This is a genomic window from Colwellia sp. BRX9-1, assembly GCF_014077195.1.
Taxonomy (GTDB): Bacteria; Pseudomonadota; Gammaproteobacteria; order Enterobacterales; family Alteromonadaceae; genus Colwellia_A.
This window is the reverse complement of the sequence record NZ_JACGVM010000009.1, coordinates 55200-74075: the sequence shown is the minus strand read 5'-3', so window position 1 is coordinate 74075 and position 18876 is coordinate 55200. Positions and strand designations below refer to the sequence as shown.

Annotated in this window: 14 protein-coding genes; 4 read left to right on the top strand and 10 right to left on the bottom strand. The window is 39.7% G+C overall.

Going from position 1 to position 18876, the window contains the following annotated elements; all coding sequences use genetic code 11:
* Positions 1–6: 6 nt before the first annotated feature.
* On the bottom strand, positions 7–1179 hold the full coding sequence (locus H4J76_RS10370; RefSeq protein WP_182216847.1) for a M14 family metallopeptidase: 1173 nt from the start codon (positions 1177–1179) through the stop codon (positions 7–9).
* Positions 1180–1277: 98 nt separating this feature from the next.
* Positions 1278–4148: a TonB-dependent receptor domain-containing protein gene (locus H4J76_RS10365; RefSeq protein ID WP_182216849.1), complete on the bottom strand. Its 2871-nt coding sequence runs from the start codon at positions 4146–4148 to the stop codon at positions 1278–1280.
* 335 nt (positions 4149–4483) lie between these two features.
* Here H4J76_RS10365 and gltS point away from each other — a divergent pair, with 335 nt between their 5' ends.
* The 4 genes from gltS to dgcA all read left to right on the top strand — a co-directional run bounded on the left by gltS (position 4484) and on the right by dgcA (position 8815).
* A complete protein-coding gene (gene gltS, locus H4J76_RS10360) occupies positions 4484–5698 on the top strand; it encodes a sodium/glutamate symporter (RefSeq protein ID WP_182216851.1) in 1215 nt (404 codons plus the stop codon).
* Positions 5699–5748: 50 nt separating this feature from the next.
* Positions 5749–6624: a LysR family transcriptional regulator gene (locus H4J76_RS10355; RefSeq protein ID WP_182216853.1), complete on the top strand. Its 876-nt coding sequence runs from the start codon at positions 5749–5751 to the stop codon at positions 6622–6624.
* 128 nt (positions 6625–6752) lie between these two features.
* Positions 6753–7748, top strand: coding sequence for an N-acetyltransferase DgcN (gene dgcN / locus H4J76_RS10350; RefSeq protein WP_182216855.1), 996 nt, complete (start codon positions 6753–6755; stop codon positions 7746–7748).
* A complete protein-coding gene (gene dgcA / locus H4J76_RS10345; RefSeq protein WP_182216857.1) occupies positions 7748–8815 on the top strand; it encodes an N-acetyl-D-Glu racemase DgcA in 1068 nt (355 codons plus the stop codon). Before dgcN ends, dgcA begins: the two co-directional genes overlap by 1 nt.
* Before the next feature lie 93 nt (positions 8816–8908).
* Here the strand turns inward: dgcA and prpF are convergent, their stop codons facing one another.
* The 8 genes from prpF to H4J76_RS10305 all read right to left on the bottom strand — a co-directional run bounded on the left by prpF (position 8909) and on the right by H4J76_RS10305 (position 18787).
* Complete coding sequence (gene prpF / locus H4J76_RS10340) at positions 8909–10111, bottom strand: 2-methylaconitate cis-trans isomerase PrpF (RefSeq protein WP_182216859.1); 1203 nt, start codon at positions 10109–10111, stop codon at positions 8909–8911.
* Positions 10112–10386: 275 nt separating this feature from the next.
* Positions 10387–13011, bottom strand: a complete 2625-nt coding sequence (gene acnD, locus H4J76_RS10335) for a Fe/S-dependent 2-methylisocitrate dehydratase AcnD (RefSeq protein ID WP_070376511.1) — start codon at positions 13009–13011, stop codon at positions 10387–10389.
* Positions 13012–13016: 5 nt separating this feature from the next.
* Entirely contained in the window at positions 13017–14156 is a 1140-nt protein-coding gene (gene prpC / locus H4J76_RS10330) for a 2-methylcitrate synthase (protein ID WP_182169913.1), read from the bottom strand.
* Positions 14157–14234: 78 nt separating this feature from the next.
* Positions 14235–15125: a methylisocitrate lyase gene (prpB, locus tag H4J76_RS10325; RefSeq protein ID WP_070376509.1), complete on the bottom strand. Its 891-nt coding sequence runs from the start codon at positions 15123–15125 to the stop codon at positions 14235–14237.
* 73 nt (positions 15126–15198) lie between these two features.
* Positions 15199–15891: a GntR family transcriptional regulator gene (locus tag H4J76_RS10320; protein WP_182169907.1), complete on the bottom strand. Its 693-nt coding sequence runs from the start codon at positions 15889–15891 to the stop codon at positions 15199–15201.
* A gap of 153 nt (positions 15892–16044) precedes the next feature.
* Positions 16045–17274, bottom strand: coding sequence for a nucleoside recognition domain-containing protein (locus H4J76_RS10315; RefSeq protein WP_182216861.1), 1230 nt, complete (start codon positions 17272–17274; stop codon positions 16045–16047).
* A gap of 377 nt (positions 17275–17651) precedes the next feature.
* Entirely contained in the window at positions 17652–18422 is a 771-nt protein-coding gene (locus H4J76_RS10310) for a TatD family hydrolase (RefSeq protein ID WP_070376507.1), read from the bottom strand.
* A gap of 38 nt (positions 18423–18460) precedes the next feature.
* Positions 18461–18787, bottom strand: a complete 327-nt coding sequence (locus tag H4J76_RS10305; RefSeq protein WP_182216863.1) for a PilZ domain-containing protein — start codon at positions 18785–18787, stop codon at positions 18461–18463.
* Positions 18788–18876: the final 89 nt, after the last annotated feature.

The following is an 18876-nucleotide window of genomic DNA, read 5'->3' as shown; positions in this document are numbered from 1 at the left end:
CCTGACCTATTCTTTATTATGATTAGTGTTCGACAGCATTGTTCTCATTAATAGTGTTGATGCATTTTTCGCAATAATTTTAATGTTTTCACGATTTGATTCATCACCCATCTCATAAGTAATAGCATGAACATTATAATGATCCGCAAAATATTGTTTCGACACGCCATTATTCGGTGTATTTCCTGGCTGCAGTAATACTCTAAAGTTAGGCATGGCTTTGTCTAATTGACCTAACCAATGCTTAACAAAATAAGGTTCTTCTACGCCGTAATTTACTGGCATGGTGTAAAAAACATCTTTCTGTGTTGAATGAAAATCTACGGCAAATTTGATTTTTTCACCTTTTGCTACGAGTGACCTCAGATAGTTATTTATATGCTGGGTTTCGGGTTGGCTGAAGTTAATCCAATCTCTATTCAGATCTAAACCATTGGCATTATGTCGCCAATTCCCCATAGACACACCGTCTGGATTAATATTGGGAATAACTAATACGTTATATTTATCACGAAACTGCTTAGCTAAATCGTTATCTGCAAGTAATGTTTCAACAAAAGGAAATAACGCTAAAGCGCCGGTAACTTCTGGGGGATGCTGACGCCCCAAGATCACTAGCCATTCATTACCAGAGCCTATTGATTCAATTTTGTAAATAGGACGTTTTTGTACCGATTGTCCCAATACATCAAGACCGATGTTATCGTTGCTAATCAGTTTATTCGCCCAATCTATATAGTATTGGTTATCGATAATTTCTTGACCCGCAATATAAATCGCATTTGGTGATGCTTCAATATTCATGATCAGTCGTTTACCATTAATTTTATGGGGTTGTAGCTTCCAATTTTGTCCGTCTTGGCTAACTTTAGGAAGGTATCTGTGTTTGTCCCCCTTCACTATCATCGTTATTTTAATCATTGCTGATTGCTTGGCTTGTATTTTAAATGCATACCATGGGCTTGAGTTAATAGGAGTATTTTCAGGTTTTAGTTGGATTAAATACTCGTTATTTCCAAGCGACTTACACTCATCCATACGTCCTGCAGAAAAATCAGCGGTTAAAATAACATTGCCCGAATTACATGTTTGCGTATTAATACTTTCATCATTTGAAGCACAAGCGGCAAGTAATAAGACTGAAAATGACAATGCGCAAATAAATAATAATTTTTTCATAATTAATCTTTAAAGTTGAATGGTTAATATAAAGATGGCTCGGCTAAAGTGATTTGCCAAGCCATCTTTGTTATTTTACAGTAAGAAAATATTAATATTTAAAATGATTTACTTAGATTTAAATAAACGTAACGACCACGGTTTGAGTGGTAATCTCCTGAGTAACCGTGCCAGAAGTTATCTGCTAATGGCGGCTCTTCGTCAGCAATATTTCGAACACCTAAACGTGCGTATGTACCTTCAAGAGGGCTACCTTTACCAAATTTATATGACGCATATACATTTACAGTTGTCATACTAGCAATCGGTAAAAACACTTTTACTTCATCATCATTGGTATAATCTGCACTGGTATCAATAAATTCACTGACGTAATTAACACTTATACCAGCTCCCCATTGATTAAGTTTCCAGTTTAACGACGATTTAGCACGCCATTCAGGATTACCATCTTTTAAGATTAAATCGCCGACACCTGCAACTTCTACCTCTGCAAGGTTAGGATATTTATCTAAATTTTTCTGTGCTTCAAGTACGATTGCAGAAAGACTATCAACAGATGTTTCATATTTAGTTAAATGTGCTGCATTAATGTTAAATTCAAAATCACCAAATGATGTTTCAAAATCATATACTATGCCAAAATCAATACCTGTCAATTCTTGGCTTGCTGCATTTATATATCGGTTATTTACTTGGCTAGCAACTAGTTCACCATCACGAATAACATTAGAATTACCAGTGCCTCCGTCTTGACGTATCACATAATCGTGCGCTAGCACCGTTTCATAAGGAGCAAGAAAAACGAGATTCTCTTGGTCAATATTCCAATAATCGATAGTGAACGTTAAGTTATCAGTCGGTTCAAGAACGAATCCAAAAGAGGTATTCACACTGTCTTCTGGCTCAAGGTCTGAATTACCTTGACGGTTATCAATAACCGCATAGGTTTCATCAGTTACAGGGTCATACTTAGAAGAACGACGTGGCATGCTTGCTTCTTCAGAGCTTTGTTGTAAGCCAGGTACTTTAAAGCCACCAGCATACGATGCTCTCACACTTAACCAATCTGTCGGTTTGTAAAATAAAGCAACTTTAGGTTTGAGTGCATCACCGCCATCAGAAAAATTTTCATAGCGTGCTGCTAATTGAACTTCAGCATACTGATCACCGCTATCAATTAATGGCACGATAAGCTCTGCATAAGCTGAACCTACATTACGGCTAGCACTAGAATCAGTTGTTGCGCTACTTCCATACAATGAGCTTTCATTCACAACACCTGAAGCATCAATAAAAGGCAAGCTTCCGTCTACATATTTTGAACGGTCACTGTCGTAAGTTTCACGACGAAACTCAATACCTACAGCAAGCCCAGCGTCACCGGCTGGCATAGAGAAAATTTCTGGGTTACTTGCTTTGAAATCAATCGACGCAAGGCTAGTTTGCGATAAAGTATGCGCTTCAATTAAAAACTGGTCGCTGATTGATGGAGACACTAAAGTTCTATTACCAATAGTATTTGGATTGTTAACATCACCACCACCAAAAACGTTATATGCGGTGGCTGAATCTGTACTGTTCACTGCTTTTTCAAAGGCATTTACATCAATACGTGTGCTTCGGTCATTCGTTTCGGCTTCACTATAAAATGCAGCACTTTCCCAATCCCATGCACCCATATAACCTTTAAAGCCGGCAAGTACACGAAAACTACTGTCATCAACCGTAACTGTTCTTGGCCCTATATCAGTAGGACGATATCTGCGTAAAGTTACTTCTTCGCCAAATGGATTGTAAAAGGCATCTGCAGATATATTAAAGCGATGCTTACTGCCGTTATGATTTTGCTCTGATTGATTCGTCAATTCCGCTTGGTAATAAATACCTTCCGCAAAAAACTCAACATCATCATTAACTTCATGCGTAAAGTGAGTATAAAAGTTAACTCTTTTTGCATCTGAAGATAAAGGACGAGTGGTTCCTCGATCAAAACGGATATCTCTACCGGAACTGCCCTGGTCAACACAAACATTTTCAACTGTCAGTGCTGAATCTACACAACCGGATAAAGTGTCAGGTTGTAAATGAAATCTTCCTAAGCTATCACTGTCAAACTCGCCCCAAGGCGTATCTGAACTTCGATTATCTAATTGTGTATCACCAATAAATTCTTCAGGTAACCCTGCGTATTCGCGTCTATCGTGACTTGCCGAATATGGACGCTCTGTTGCCATCATGCCGTTACGGTTATAGATACTTAAAGATCCAACAAGGTTAGAAAGACCGTTATTAAGCTCGACACCACCTAAATAAGTAAAAGTTGTTTCATTTAATGGTGTACCTTGAGAACCACCATGTCTAAGGCTCACTTTGTTACCAACATATTCACTATCAAGCGCATAGTTAACTACGCCAGCAATAGCATCCGAGCCGTAAACAGCAGCAGCACCATCACGCAACACTTCTAATGAACGTAAGCCTGAAACAGGTAAAGTGTTTGAGTTAACGGTATTTACAGGTACTTTGTTAGCGCCTGATTTAGATTGTGTACCAGGATGATTTACCATTCGGCGACCATTAAGTAATACTAAGGTATTACCAGCACCTAAACCACGCAGGTTGAATGAGCCAACATCACCACGGGCATCATTGACGTTTGAAGAACCGGTAGTTTCACCAAAATTAACAGAGCCCATTTGTGGAATGGAGCGAAGTAGTTCATCTCCTGACATGGCAGCTGAGTTTTCAATATCCGCAGCCGTCATTGTTGTTACGGGCAATGGACTAATATCAGTAGCACGTTTAACGTTAGAGCCAATAACACTAATTCGCTCTACTTTCTTTTCTTCTGCTTCAGTTGATGTTTCTTCGGCATGAACTTGAAAAGTAACTTGGGCTGTTAATGCCGTGATAACGCATAAGGTTAAGTGCTTTAATTTATGTGATTTTTTCGCTTGTTGTTTCATTTCTTCCACCTTGTATAATTTAATTGTGGTCATTTTTGTCGAATATTTATATCCGATCATTTTTTTATTAAACTCACCTTGCCCAAAGTCATTCAACAATACCATTACTAGAATATCCGAACCCTATAACCTAAAGTTATGTACAATCAAGATTATCATAAAGTAAGCGTTTATATATGCGATAGTTGATTGATTAGAACCTTTGGTTATGCTTTTGTTAACTTTTTGAACTGCTTATTGGTTGATTACCCTTTACAATCAGATTTCTGTTTTTGAACATACAGTTCATTCATTATAAAAATAAAAGTGTCATAAAAATAAAGGCAACGAATAACATGCAACTAGAAATATCAATAATAGAAACATTTATAATCGCTTTATTAATTCTTTTCACGGGATACTTTTTAAATAGTAAAGTGATGTTTTTAAGAAATAATAATATTCCTGAACCTGTGGTAGGAGGCATTGTGTTCTCAATACTTTCAGCCATTTTATATATATATTTTGAGGTAAACTTTCTATTCGACATGTCTTTTAAAACACCATTAATGACCATTTTTTTTACAACGGTCGGATTAGGTGCAAGTTTTGCGTTACTTATTAAAGGTGGTCCTAAAGTTTTGTTGTTCCTGGGTGTCGCCACCTTATATTTAATTGTGCAAAATGCGGTGGGTGTTTCGATAGCAATGGCTACAGGACTAGATCCTTTAATGGGACTCATTGGTGGTTCAGTTACCCTTTCTGGCGGCCATGGTAATGGTGCAACATACTCTGATTTATTCATTAATGAATATGGTTTACCTAGTAGTGTCTTTGAATTAGCGATGGCGGCCGCAACTTTAGGTCTAATTTTAGGTGGGCTTGTTGGTGGCCCCGTCAGCAAAAGATTGATCACAAAATACAATTTGAAACCCGATAACTCGTACCACGAAGAACTTGACGATACCATCACCTTTGATCCTGATGATCATGATCTTGTTACGCCAAGAAAGATGATGGAAACTTTATTTGTTATTTTAAGCTGTATGTATTTAGGTAATATCGGTTATTTAGCCCTAAAATCTGTGGATGTTGTGTTACCTGCTTTTTTAATTCCATTATTAGTAGGCGTTGTTATTACCAATTTTACCGAGTTCACTAAAACCTATAAAATTAGCCGAGCGTGTATTGATTTATGGGGTACGATGGCACTTTCAATGTTTTTAGCAATGGCATTAATGTCACTTAAAATTTGGGAGTTAGTTAGCCTAGCTGGCCCAATGATATTTATGATTCTCGTACAAGCTGTCATGCTCATGTTATTTGCTTATTTTATCACTTTTAGAATAATGGGAAAAAATTATCACGCTGCAATTATGGCTGGTGGACACTGTGGGTTCGGCTTAGGCGCTACACCAACGGCGGTTGCTAATATGGAATCTTTGGTTTCTCGTCATGGCCCTTCCCCTCAAGCATTTTTGGTTGTGCCACTAGTTGGTGCATTTTTTATTGATATTACCAATGCGTTGGTTATACAGTTATATTTAAGTTTTCCATTTATGAATGGTTAAAGTCGGACAGTATAAAACACTCATTAATATTTTGATTTTTAGGAAACACAATGCGCTTAAGACATATTGAAATTTTTCATGCTATTTATACCACTGGTTCAATCACCAATGCCGCTAAAATATTGCATGTGTCGCAACCGTCTGTCAGTAAAGTGTTATCTCATGCTGAGCTTCAATTAGGTTTTAACTTATTTGACAGGGTTAAGGGCCGACTTATCCCAACGGATGAAGCTGAAATGCTCTTTGATGAAGTTGACAAAATTTATCAACAAATGCGTTCAATCAAAAATACCGCGCAAAATATTAAAAAGTCAGAATTTGGAAGCATAAGTTTAGGGGTTTCTCCTGCACTTGGTTTTGATGTTATCCCAAATGTCATTGCCAACTTCCATAAAGACTTTCCTAATGTCACTTTCGATATTCAAACTATTCATAACGACGAAATGATGCAAACGCTATTAGAGCATAAATGTGACTTAGCGGTTTTGTTTTCTCCTAAAACACTGCCGGGGTTGACCTCTGTTTCATTAGCACAATCTGAGCTGGTTATTGTCTATCCTAAAGACAAATTCCCGCATTGTCCGACAAAGTTAACCCTTAATGAAGTCTGTGATCTTGAATTTATTGACATAAGCGACAGCGGCCCCTTAGCTGAAATGCTATGGGCAAGAATTATGGAGGAAGACATTAATTTCAAATCAACAATCAAAGTTCAAACCTACTTTATTGCCGCTAGATTAGTCGCTAGAGGCGTAGGTGTATGTGTTGTCGACCGTTTTACTGCAGAAGGTAACTTAAGCGATAATGTCGCTATAGCATCTTTCGAACCCACTTTAGCTTTTAATATAAATGCTGTTCATCTTGAAAACCGTAAGTATTCAAAGGTTATTGATGAGTTTATGCCATACCTAACCCTAGGATTTTAAAGGAATAAAACAAAAACATAACCCTAGGTTATGATCAATTAAAACCTTGTCACTTTTAATGCATGCTCACTAAGTTAAGCTCTGGATACAAATAAAAATTATCCACGTTTAACTTTAGGAATACAGCTATGCATATTGCTTCTCCATACTTATTATTTATCGGCGACGCCACCGACCAACTGTCAATAAAAATGGCGCGTGGTGTTTCAGATTGGCGCCCAGAACTATGCATTGGTGAATATGCGGTTACTGGTTGTAAAGTTTCAACGGGAATTAAAAAATTAAATATCAAGCAAGCCGCGGAGAAAGGCGCAAAATCTTTCATTCTTGGCTTTGCCAACAGTGGCGGTGTACTAGATAAAAAATGGCTACCCTATATTATTGAAGCTTTAGACAACGGCATGGACATAGTTAGTGGCTTGCACAATAAACTTACCGATTTCCCAGCAATTGTCGCTAAAGCTAAAGAAACAAACCGAAAATTACTTGATATTCGTCATCCTAAAGCCGAATTTATTACGGGAACTGGCGTTAAGCGCACCGGTAAAAGGCTCCTTACGGTAGGAACTGACTGCTCGGTTGGAAAAATGTATACCTCTCTAAGCTTAGAGAAATCAATGAAAAAACATAAAATGAATGTTGATTTTCGTGCAACAGGACAATGCGGAATTTTAATAGCAGGTACTGGTGTAGCTATTGACTGTGTTATTTCAGACTTTTTATCAGGGGCCGCTGAGTCTTTATCTCCGAATAATGATAGCGAACATTGGGATATTATTGAAGGTCAAGGGTCGCTCTCTCACCCAGCTTTTGCAGGGGTTAGTTTAGGTTTACTGCATGGTTCTCAACCTGATGCTTTGGTTATTTGTCATGACTTAAATCGTAGTTATATGCGCGGCTTACCTCATAGTAAATTTCCGAGCATTGAGGCAACCATCAACTTAAATTTACAAGCCGCAAAATTAACCAATCCAAACACTAAAGTTGTCGGTATTACGGTGAATACTTCAAGTGTTAGCGTCGAAGAAGGGCAACGTATTTGTGCTAAACTAAGTGAGGAATTTTCGCTTCCTTGTGTTGACCCATTAAGAGATGGTACAGATAGCATTGTGGCTACTTTGTAATGGTGACAGAAAATAAAGCAAGTGAAAAACAGCATTCAGTTAACAAACTGACAATCAACGTTTTCAATGAACAACTGCGATTAAAAAGTGTTTTTCGTATTGCTCGAGGCGCAAAAACTCAAGCAAATGTGGTTGTAGTAACAATAGATGATGGAACACATTGTGGTTGGGCGGAAGCAGTACCATACGCTCGTTATAATGAATCTGTGGATATTGTTATGGAACAAATTAGCGCGCTAGCTTTAACCGAGATAACCAATAAAAACATTGGTGAAACGCTTGCTTCCTTACCTGCAGGAGCAACACGAAATGCTTTAGATTGTGCTTGGTGGGATCTACAGGCTAAAAAACTAAACACAACGGTCGAAGAATTATTACACCTTGATCCTGCTAAAGCTTGTATTACAGCTCAAACACTCAGTATAGATACGCCTGAAGCTATGGCTGAAGCCGTTACTAAACTTAATAACCCGCCATTAGTTAAAGTTAAGCTTGATAATCAAGATATTATCAAAAAAATGACAGCTATCGCGCAGGCAGCGCCTAACAGCGAATTCATTGTTGATGCTAACGAAGGCTGGTCAATTGATGATTTGGCGAACAACTGTGCACAGCTTAAAGCGTTAAACGTTATTTTAATTGAACAACCCCTTCAAGCTGGACATGATCAAGCCTTAATTAATTTTGACTCACCCATTCCTCTTTGCGCTGACGAATCCTGTCATACTCGTGCAGAGCTTGATTATTTAAAAGGTCGTTATCAAGTTATTAATATAAAACTCGATAAAACAGGCGGCTTAACCGAAGCAGTTTTGCTGGCTCAGCAAGCAAAACGTCAAGGCTTCGAAATTATGCTCGGGTGTATGGTTGGAAGTTCTTTAGCCATGGCCCCAGCTGCATTACTTGTTAACAAAGCACGTTATGTTGACTTAGACGGCCCATTACTTATACGCGATGACCGAGAGTTTGGTTTCAGTTTTGACAAAGGGGTGATGCAACCTCTTCCACCGATTTTATGGGGCGGTCCGCATACATTGCAAGCAGCGAGTAATTTACTTATTGATTAATTTTTATGTTTCTCTTTATTCCCTTAAAGACTTCAATTTTTTGAAATGTCTAAGCCCTGCTTGCAGGGCTTTTTTTTAAGTTTTAATTAGAAATTAAAATGAATCGCCAGGAATACGTACCCAACCTTCCATTAATACCCGAGCACTTCGGCTCATTACGGCTTTATCAACAATCCAAGCGCCATTAACTTCACTGGCTTGTGCTCCTACTTTAAGCGTGCCTGATGGATGACCAAAAGTCACAGATTCTGATCCTTCACCTGCAGCATTACCAGTAGCAAGAGCAACTAAGGTACCAGGAATAGCGGCTGCTGCGCCAATAGCCACTGCAGCTGTGCCCATCATCGCATGGTGTAATTTACCCATAGACAATGCGCGAACGTGTAAGTCAATATCGCTTGCTAAAACAGCTTTACCACTTGAGGTAACATAATCTTTTGCTGGTGCAACAAAAGCAACTTTGGGCGTATGTTGGCGAGCCTCGGCTTCTGAAAGTTCAGTAATTAAGCCCATTTTAATCGCGCCATAAGCACGAATCGTTTCAAAGCGTTCTAGTGCTGCAGGGTCGCCATTAATGGCTTCTTGTAACTCGGTGCCGGTATAACCAATTTCATCTGCATTTAAAAAGATGGTTGGGATACCTGCGGTGATCATGGTTGCTTTAAAAACGCCAACACCGGGTACCTCTAGGTCATCAACAATATTCCCCGTTGGAAACATCGCCTCTGATGGATCAACGGGCGCGATAAATTCAACCGGTACTTCTGCCGCAGGGAAAGTAACCCCGTCGAGCTCGAAATCTCCTGTTTCTTGTACTTCACCGTTGGTGATAGGTACTTGAGCAATAATCGTTTTCGAGATGTTTTTTTGCCAAATACGTACGGTACAAATACCGTTTTCAGGAATACGCGTTGCATCAACAAGGCCAGAATTAATCGCAAATGAGCCAACTGCAGCGGTTAAGTTACCGCAGTTACCACTCCAATCAACAAACGCTTTATCGATAGCCACTTGGCCAAATAAATAATCTACATCGTGATCGGCTTGGTTTGATTTTGCTAAGATAACGGTTTTGCTGGTGCTTGAGGTTGCGCCGCCCATACCATCGGTTTGTTTGCCGTAAGGATCTGGACTACCAATAACGCGTAGCAGCATATTATCGCGTGCTTCGCCGGCAACCTGACAACGTTCAGGTAAATCAGTTAAATTAAAAAACACACCTTTTGAAGTGCCGCCACGCATATAAGTAGCAGGAATCTTTACTTGAGGTATGTGTACTTGGGGAGTATGAATCATCAGTTTTCCTTCAATATTTTTCGCTTCTCAAAAGACGCTTTAGCTAGGTTGAATGATGTCACATAGCGGTCTATGCTGCTGCCATTATCTTTACTAAAAAGCTTTTTGCTTTACGATTTTGTCACTAATAAAAAGCAGCAAATTAGTTACCTAAATTGCTGCTTTAATTAAAATTACACCGAGTTGATTTTTATAAGAAGTGTTTTATCAATGCCAATGCGCAGTTGACTAAGGTCAATGAGCACTTTAAACCTAGATAAAACATTAAAAATCAATTATCTATTAGACTCCAAGAAGTCATTCGCAAACTTTTGCAATACGCCACCCGCATTGTAAACTGACACTTCTTCGGCGGTATCTAAACGACACTTAACTGGTATCGTTAATAATTCGCCGTTGGTACGGGTCATTAACACGTTCATTTCAGCGCCCGGTGACATTTCACCGTTACCTGCAACATCAAATGTTTCGGTACCATCAATATTGTAGGTATGGCGTGTTTCGTTATTAACAAACTGCAAAGGTAAAACACCCATGCCCACTAAGTTAGTACGATGAATACGCTCAAAACCTTCGGCAACGATCACTTCAACGCCGGCTAAACGAACACCTTTAGCCGCCCAATCACGTGATGAACCTTGACCATAGTCAGCGCCAGCAACGATAATTAACGGTTGCTTACGCTCCATGTAGGTTTCAATCGCTTCCCACATACGTGACTCTGTGCCCTCTGGCTCTATACGCGCCAGTGAACCTTGTTTAATGTCACCCTTGTCATCACGACACATTTCATTTAACAATTTAGGGTTAGCAAAAGTTGCTCGTTGCGCGGTTAAATGATCGCCGCGATGCGTTGCATAAGAGTTAAAGTCTACTTCAGGTAAGCCCATTTTATCTAAATAAGCCCCTGCAGCACTATCGAGTTGAATAGCATTTGAGGGTGATAAATGATCTGTGGTGATGTTGTCACCTAAAACTGCTAACGGACGCATACCTTTCATGGTACGTTCACCCGCTAAGGCGCCTTCCCAATAAGGTGGACGACGAATGTAGGTGCTCATTTCTCGCCAATCGTAAAGCGGAGATTCAGCCGGTTCAAAAGCGCCTAAATCAAACATCGGCGTATAAATTTTCTTGAACTGCTCTGGCTTAACACAGCTTGCAACTATCGCATCTATGGCTTCGTCAGTTGGCCAAATATCTTTTAAGGTAATATCATTACCTTGTTGATCTTGTCCGAGTACATCTTTTTCAATATCGAAACGCATCGTACCGGCAATAGCATAAGCAACTACTAACGGTGGTGAGGCTAAAAAGGCTTGTTTAGCATACGGATGAATACGTCCGTCAAAGTTACGATTACCCGATAAAACCGCCGTTGAATAAAGATCACGGTCGATAATTTCTTGTTGAATTTTTGGATCTAACGCGCCCGACATGCCGTTACAAGTTGTACAAGCGTAACCGACAATACCAAAACCCATTTTTTCCATTTCAGATAATAAACCGGCTTCTTCTAAATAAAGTTTCGCGACTTTTGAACCTGGTGCAAAAGATGATTTAACCCAAGGCTTGCGCAATAAGCCAAGCTCGTTAGCGCGTTTAGCCACTAAGCCTGCCGCCACAACGTTGCGAGGGTTCGAGGTATTAGTACAACTGGTTATAGCGGCAATAATAACCGCGCCGTCTGGCATTTCTCCGGCTTTTTCTTGTGCTTTACAGGCATCAAGGTCCTTCGCTATGCCTTTTGACGACAATTCGCTGGTCGGTAAACGACTGTGCGGATTAGACGGGCCAGCCATATTACGACCAACTGATGATAAATCAAACTCGATAACGCGGTCATATTCAACGTCAGCTAAGTCATCAGCCCATAAACCGGTATGTTTAGCATAGGTTTCTACCAGTTCAACTTGCTCTGGCTCACGGCCGGTCAGTTTTAAATAATCAATGGTTTGTTGATCAATATAAAACATTCCTGCTGAAGCGCCATATTCTGGTGTCATGTTCGAAATAGTAGCGCGGTCACCTATAGTTAAACCTTTGGTACCTTCACCAAAGAATTCTAAGTAACTTGATACCACTTTTTGATTACGCAAAAATTCAGTAATAGCTAAAACCAAATCAGTAGCTGTAATACCCGGTTGGCGTTTACCTACCAGTTTTACGCCAATAATATCAGGTAAGCGCATCATCGACGGGCGACCTAACATGACAGTTTCAGCTTCTAAACCACCGACACCAATAGCTATAACACCTAAGCAATCGATATGTGGGGTATGGCTGTCGGTGCCAACACAAGTATCAGGAAAAGCAACACCGTCACGGAGTTGAATAACCGGTGACATTTTTTCCAAATTGATTTGATGCATAATGCCATTACCCGCAGGAATAACATCAACATTTTTAAACGCTGTTTTGGTCCATTCAATAAAATGGAAACGGTCTTCGTTGCGGCGGTCTTCAATGGCACGGTTTTTTTCAAACGCATCACTTTCAAAACCAGCATGTTCAACAGCAACAGAATGATCAACAATTAATTGCGTCGGTACAACCGGGTTTACTTTTGAAGGATCACCACCTTGCTCGGCAATGGCATCACGCAGACCCGCTAAATCAACCAAAGCCGTTTGACCTAAAATATCATGACAAACAACACGTGCCGGATACCATGGAAAATCAAGATCTTGCTTACGCTCAATTAATTGCTTAAGTGAATCTGTTAAGGTTTCAGGTGAACAACGGCGTACCAATTGTTCAGCTAATACGCGTGAGGTATAAGGTAGTTTTGCGTAACTACCGGCGCTTATTGCTTCAACCGCCCCTCGAGTATCAAAATAATCTATATTGATGCCGCCAATTTTATAACCGGGCAGCGGTTTGCGATGTTCATAATTCATAGTCATTACCTTTCGCTGATAGGTGGAACCGTTCTCGGCTTAGCGCCTTTGTAGTCAGCACTTGGACGAATAATACGGTTATTTGAACGTTGCTCCATAATGTGAGCAGACCAACCTGTTACGCGTGAACAGACAAAAATAGGGGTAAACAATTTAGTGGGAATACCCATGTAGCTGTACGTTGAAGCATGGAAAAAATCAGCGTTACAGAATAACTTTTTGGTATCCCACATGAATTCTTCACAGGCTACTGAAATATCGTAAAGTGACGTATCCCCATTTTCAGCCGCTAACTTTTCAGACCATGCTTTAATAATGACATTACGTGGGTCTGAAGTACGGTAAATTGCGTGACCAAAGCCCATAATTTTTTCTTTACGTTCAAGCATACCCGCCATTTTTTCTTTAGCGTCGCTTGGCGATGAGAATGATTCAATCATATCCATTGCGGCTTCGTTAGCACCACCATGAAGTGGACCACGTAATGTGCCAATAGCACCGGTGACACATGAAAACATATCAGACAAGGTTGAAGCACATACACGCGCCGTGAAGGTTGAAGCATTAAACTCATGTTCTGCATATAAAATTAATGATACGTCCATAACACGTTGATGCTGTGCTGATGGGCTTTCACCATTGAGTAAGCGCAAGAAATGTCCGCCTAAAGAGTCTTCGGTTGAAGTACAGTCAATTTCTACACCGTCATGGGAGAATTTATACCAGTAACACATAATGGCAGGAAATGCGGCTAATAAGCGATTGGCGGCTTGATTTTGCTCGCTAAAATCATTTTCTGGCTCTAAATTACCTAAGAATGAACAACCGGTGCGCATAACATCCATTGGATGAGTTTCTTTTGGGATCAGTTTTAATACCGCTTTTAATGCTTGCGGTAAGTCGCGCATGGCAAACAACTCAGCTTTATAAGTGGCGAGTTCTTTTTCATTAGGGAGTTCACCATGAAAGAGTAAATAAGCAACTTCTTCAAAGGTACTGTTTTCAGCTAAATCAGCAATATCATAACCACAATAGGTTAAACCTGAGCCTGACTCACCAACGGTACAAAGCGAAGTTTCACCCGCACTTTGACCACGTAAGCCTGCGCCACCAATTTTTTTATCTGCTACTTTTACATCTGACATACTATTTTCCTCATATTCTTTTGTTGGGTTAGTCGCTTGTATCGCTGCTAACTTAGTTTTATTTTATTATAATATCTGTTACTTATTTTTGCCTTCGGTGAACAAAGCATCAAGCTTTTGCTCGTAGTCGTGGTAACCCAAGTAATCGTATAAATCCATCCGCGTTTGCATATTGTCGATTTCAGCTTTTTGGTCACCATCATCAAGTAAGGTTTTGTAAACCGACTCAGCCGCTTTATTCATCGCACGAAATGCTGATAATGGGTAAAGTACCATCGCACAACCCCACTCACCTAGTTGCGCTTTGTTCCACAATTCGGTTTGACCAAATTCGGTAATATTAGCGAGCACTGGTACATCTAACGCTTCGGTAAAAGCGCGATAATGTTCTTCTGTTTTAACTGCTTCGGCGAAAATACCATCGGCTCCCGCTGCCACATAAGCTTTAGCTCTTTCAAGTGCCGCTTCTAAGCCTTCTTGAGCAAAAGCATCAGTACGAGCCATGATAAAGAAGTCTTTATCAATACGTGCATCTACAGCGGCTTTAATACGGTCAACCATTTCTTGGGTTGAAACAATTTCTTTATTTGGACGATGTCCACAACGTTTCTGTGCCACCTGGTCTTCAAGGTGAACCGCGGCTGCCCCTGCTTTTTCCATATCGCGAATAGTTTTAGCGATATTAAACGCGCCACCCCAACCGGTATCTATATCAACCAGCAAAGGCAAACTTGAAGCAGCAGTAATACGTTGTACGTCAGCAATAACATCATTTAATGACGTCATACCTAAATCTGGTAAACCATATGAAGCATTGGCAACACCACCACCTGAAAGGTAAATAGCTTGGTGACCTAATTGCTCAGCCATCATCGCGCAATAAGCGTTGATAGTACCCACTACTTGTAAAGGTTTATTGTTTACTAGTGCTTGACGGAATTTAGCGCCAGGTGAAAGTTGCGTAGACATAGGGTTTCCTCTTAGTTTTTGTTAAATAATTGTTGTGCTATTTGTTAAAGCCACTGGTCAGCTTTACTTTTATTTATTGTGTCGCGCTATTTTGTAGCGCTATTTTCTTTTCGATATTTTTTCTTGATGCGGCAATATGACGTCTCATCAAAATTTCAGCAAGTTCGCCATCTCGGTCACAAATCGCTTGGATAATATGTGAATGTTCTTCAAAGGCACGGGTTGCGCGTGGGCTATGCATGCCAAATTGAATACGGTACATACGCACTAAGTGGTAGAGCTGCCCGCAAAGAATATTGATTAATTGTTGATTATGGCTACCTAATATCACTTTATAGTGAAAGTCTAAGTCGCCCTCTTCTTGATAATAAGCAACACCATCAATAAGGTCTTGTGAGTTGGCGTGTTGAGCGAGCATATCTTGCATTTCGGCTATTTCATCATCGCTCATGTTAATTGCCGCTTCTCGACAAGCCATGCCTTCAAGCGCTTCACGAACCACGTATATTTCTAATAAGCCTTCGATGGTGCAATCAACAACTCTTGAGCCAACATTGGCTTTACGCTCAATTAAATGACATTTTTCTAAACGATTGAGGGCTTCTCGCAAAGTAGAACGACTGATTTCATATTGCTTAGCTAACCCGGGCTCACTAATTTTACTGCCTGCGGCTATTTTTCCATCAACAATCGCATGAAGTATGGCATAGAAAACTTTGTCTGCAGTAGTCACTGGTTCTTGTAAGGTTGGATTGTCTAATGCCATAAGTATGCTAGCGCCATAATTGTCTTAATGAGGTAATTGTCGACATTTACCGATTTTAAAAATCATACTAAAGCACACAGCTTAAAAGTCAAGTAGACCAAAGTATAATTGTCGACAATTCACTCGTTAAATTAGGTGTAGGCGCTGAGGGGGTTAACCAAAAAACCAATAGCAAACCGCTATTGCAGCAGTAATCCCAGCTAAATCAGCAAGTAAGCCACAGGCAATGGCATGTCGACTATATCGAATACCCACAGAGCCAAAATAAACGGCTAGTACATAAAAAGTTGTTTCTGTTGATCCTTGAAAAATTGATGCTAATCGACCGGCAAAAGAATCGGCACCATGGGTTTTCATCGTTTCAATCATCATAGCTCTGGCACCAGAGCCACTTAACGGTTGCATTAACGCCGTAGGCATCGCATCAACAAAGCGGGTGTCAAATCCTAAAAACATCACTAACTCTCTAAAACTGTCGACAATTAGTGTTAATGCGCCACTTGCACGAAAGACGCCAATAGCGACCAACATCGCCAGTAAATAAGGAATAAGTTTAATACTGGTGTCGAAACCTTCTTTAGCCCCTTCTATAAAGCTGTCGTATACATCGACCTTTTTTCTAACCGCTGCCAAAATAAAAATAATTAAGGTCGAAAAAATTAAAAAATTGCCTAAAAATGACGACTGTTCGGCAAGTGCTTGTGAGGTCAGCATCGAGAAATACACCACTAAACCTCCTACTAAAGCAATCGCTGCAGATAAATAGAGTAAAATAATGGAGTTATACAGCTTAATTTTTTGCACTGTGGCTACCGCTAATAAGCCAGCGAAAGTTGAAGCAAATGTTGCCAATATAATAGGGACAAAAACATCGGTAGGGCTAGCAGCTCCCTGCTGAGCACGATAAACAAACACAGCAACGGGAAAAAGTGTAACGCTTGAGGTATTTAAAACCAGGAATAATATTTGCGCATTGGTTGCGGTATCTTTTTGCGGATTTAATTGCTGAAGATCTTGCATGGCTTTTAAGCCAAGCGGCGTTGCTGCATTATCTAAACCTAAAAAGTTAGCCGATAAATTCATCGTCATGGAAGCAATAGCCGGATGACCTTTAGGGACACCTGGCATTAAACGGGTGAATAACGGCGAAATAGCGCGCGCAAGCTTATCCATTAAACCGGCGTTTTCAGCAATTTTCATCATGCCTAACCAAAAACTTAAAATACCAATTAAGCCAATCGCAATATCAACGGTCACTTTTGACATTGAAAAAAGCGCTTGCACGAGTTCTTCAAAGATTAAAAGATTATCAAGAAAAAACCATTGATAAAGCGCCGAGCCAAAAGCAATAAAAAAGAAACTGATCCACAAACGATTTAACACAAAGATAATCTTATTAGTCATAGATAATGAAATTATCATGACATATTAGCCGCAGTAATTACAGTCAAATACGCTTGTAGACAAGTGGAGAGAAATAACGGCACACTAGCGGTGTGGGTGTTAGCCGTAAAATACAAGATAACAAAACAAATACTATTTATCAGTAACTTATAATAAATAAAATTTAAATTAGCTTTTAAAAAAGTTTACACTACAATTAATCACACAGTGTAAATATTAATCAATTGCTCGCGATTTTTCATTTTTATTTTACTGATTTTTATCGATGTAAATAGTGTTTATTAGCGCACGGCTCATGCTTTACGAGCCATTCCCTTGGGCCCGAGCTAGCAATAGTTTCGGGCACTTTTTTGCCTTTATTTTAGCTTAAAAAGTCGTTTGAAATTTGCCGTTGAAAGCTCGGCTATCGTTTCAACTGACTGTCCACGAACGCTTGCTAAAAATTTAGCGACATCGACTACATAAGCGGGTTGATTTTGCTTTCCTCGATGAGGAACTGGCGCTAAGTAAGGTGCATCTGTTTCAATTAAAAATCGATCATCGGGGACAAGTTTAGCAACTTCACGTAATTCACTGGCATTTTTAAAGGTAACGATACCAGAAAATGAAATATAAAAACCAAGGTCAATCGCTTGCTCTGCCATATCCCAAGTTTCGGTAAAGCAATGTAAAATACCACCAACATTTGCGGCATTTTCTTCACGAAGAATATCTAAGGTATCTTGCTGAGCATCACGAGTATGAATAATTAGCGGTTTATTTAATTGATTCGCAACACGGACATGCTTGCGAAAAGAATCGAGTTGCACCGCTTTAGTTTCAGGGGCATAAAAATAGTCTAAGCCAGTTTCACCAATCGCAATCACTTTGTCGGTTTGTGATAAACGGGCAAGCTCTTCTTGGTCAATTAAATCATCTTGATTTAGTGGGTGAGCGCCACACGACAGCCAGACATTATCATATTTAGCCGTTTTTTCTACCATGCTAGGAAATTCCGCTAAGGTTACGCTAACACACAAAATCTCGTCTACTTGAGCGGCGGCGGCGGCTTTTAAAACATTGTCTAACTCGCCATCAAACTCGGTTAAATCCAGTCTATCTAAGTGGCAATGTGAATCTATAAACAAACAACTTTCTCCAATAATTTTTTAATTAAAACAAAACCCTACATTGATAATGTTGGCTCTGAAGAGCTCAGTAAGCGCCCTATCAACTTTTCAATTTGATTACGTACATTGTCATTATCTTCTTCAAAACTAACACCAATACCCGCTGGTGTACCATTTTGAGCACCTGTTGGCGTTAACCAGCATACTTTGCCTACAACACTTGATGGCTCTAGGGCGTCAGGCAAGGTGACTTCAAGTGTTACCTCATCGCCCAAATTAAATTGCTCTGTACTGCGAACAAATAGCCCACCATTTTTAACAAAGGGCATATAGTATTGATATAATTCTCTGTCAGATAAAAATTCTAAGCTAAATTGTTTCATCATTATTCCTCAAAATTTATCTTATGAGCTAGTTATTATAATCTTATTTTTCTTCGATAACTGCTGTTATGTCAACCAGTAGCTTTTCA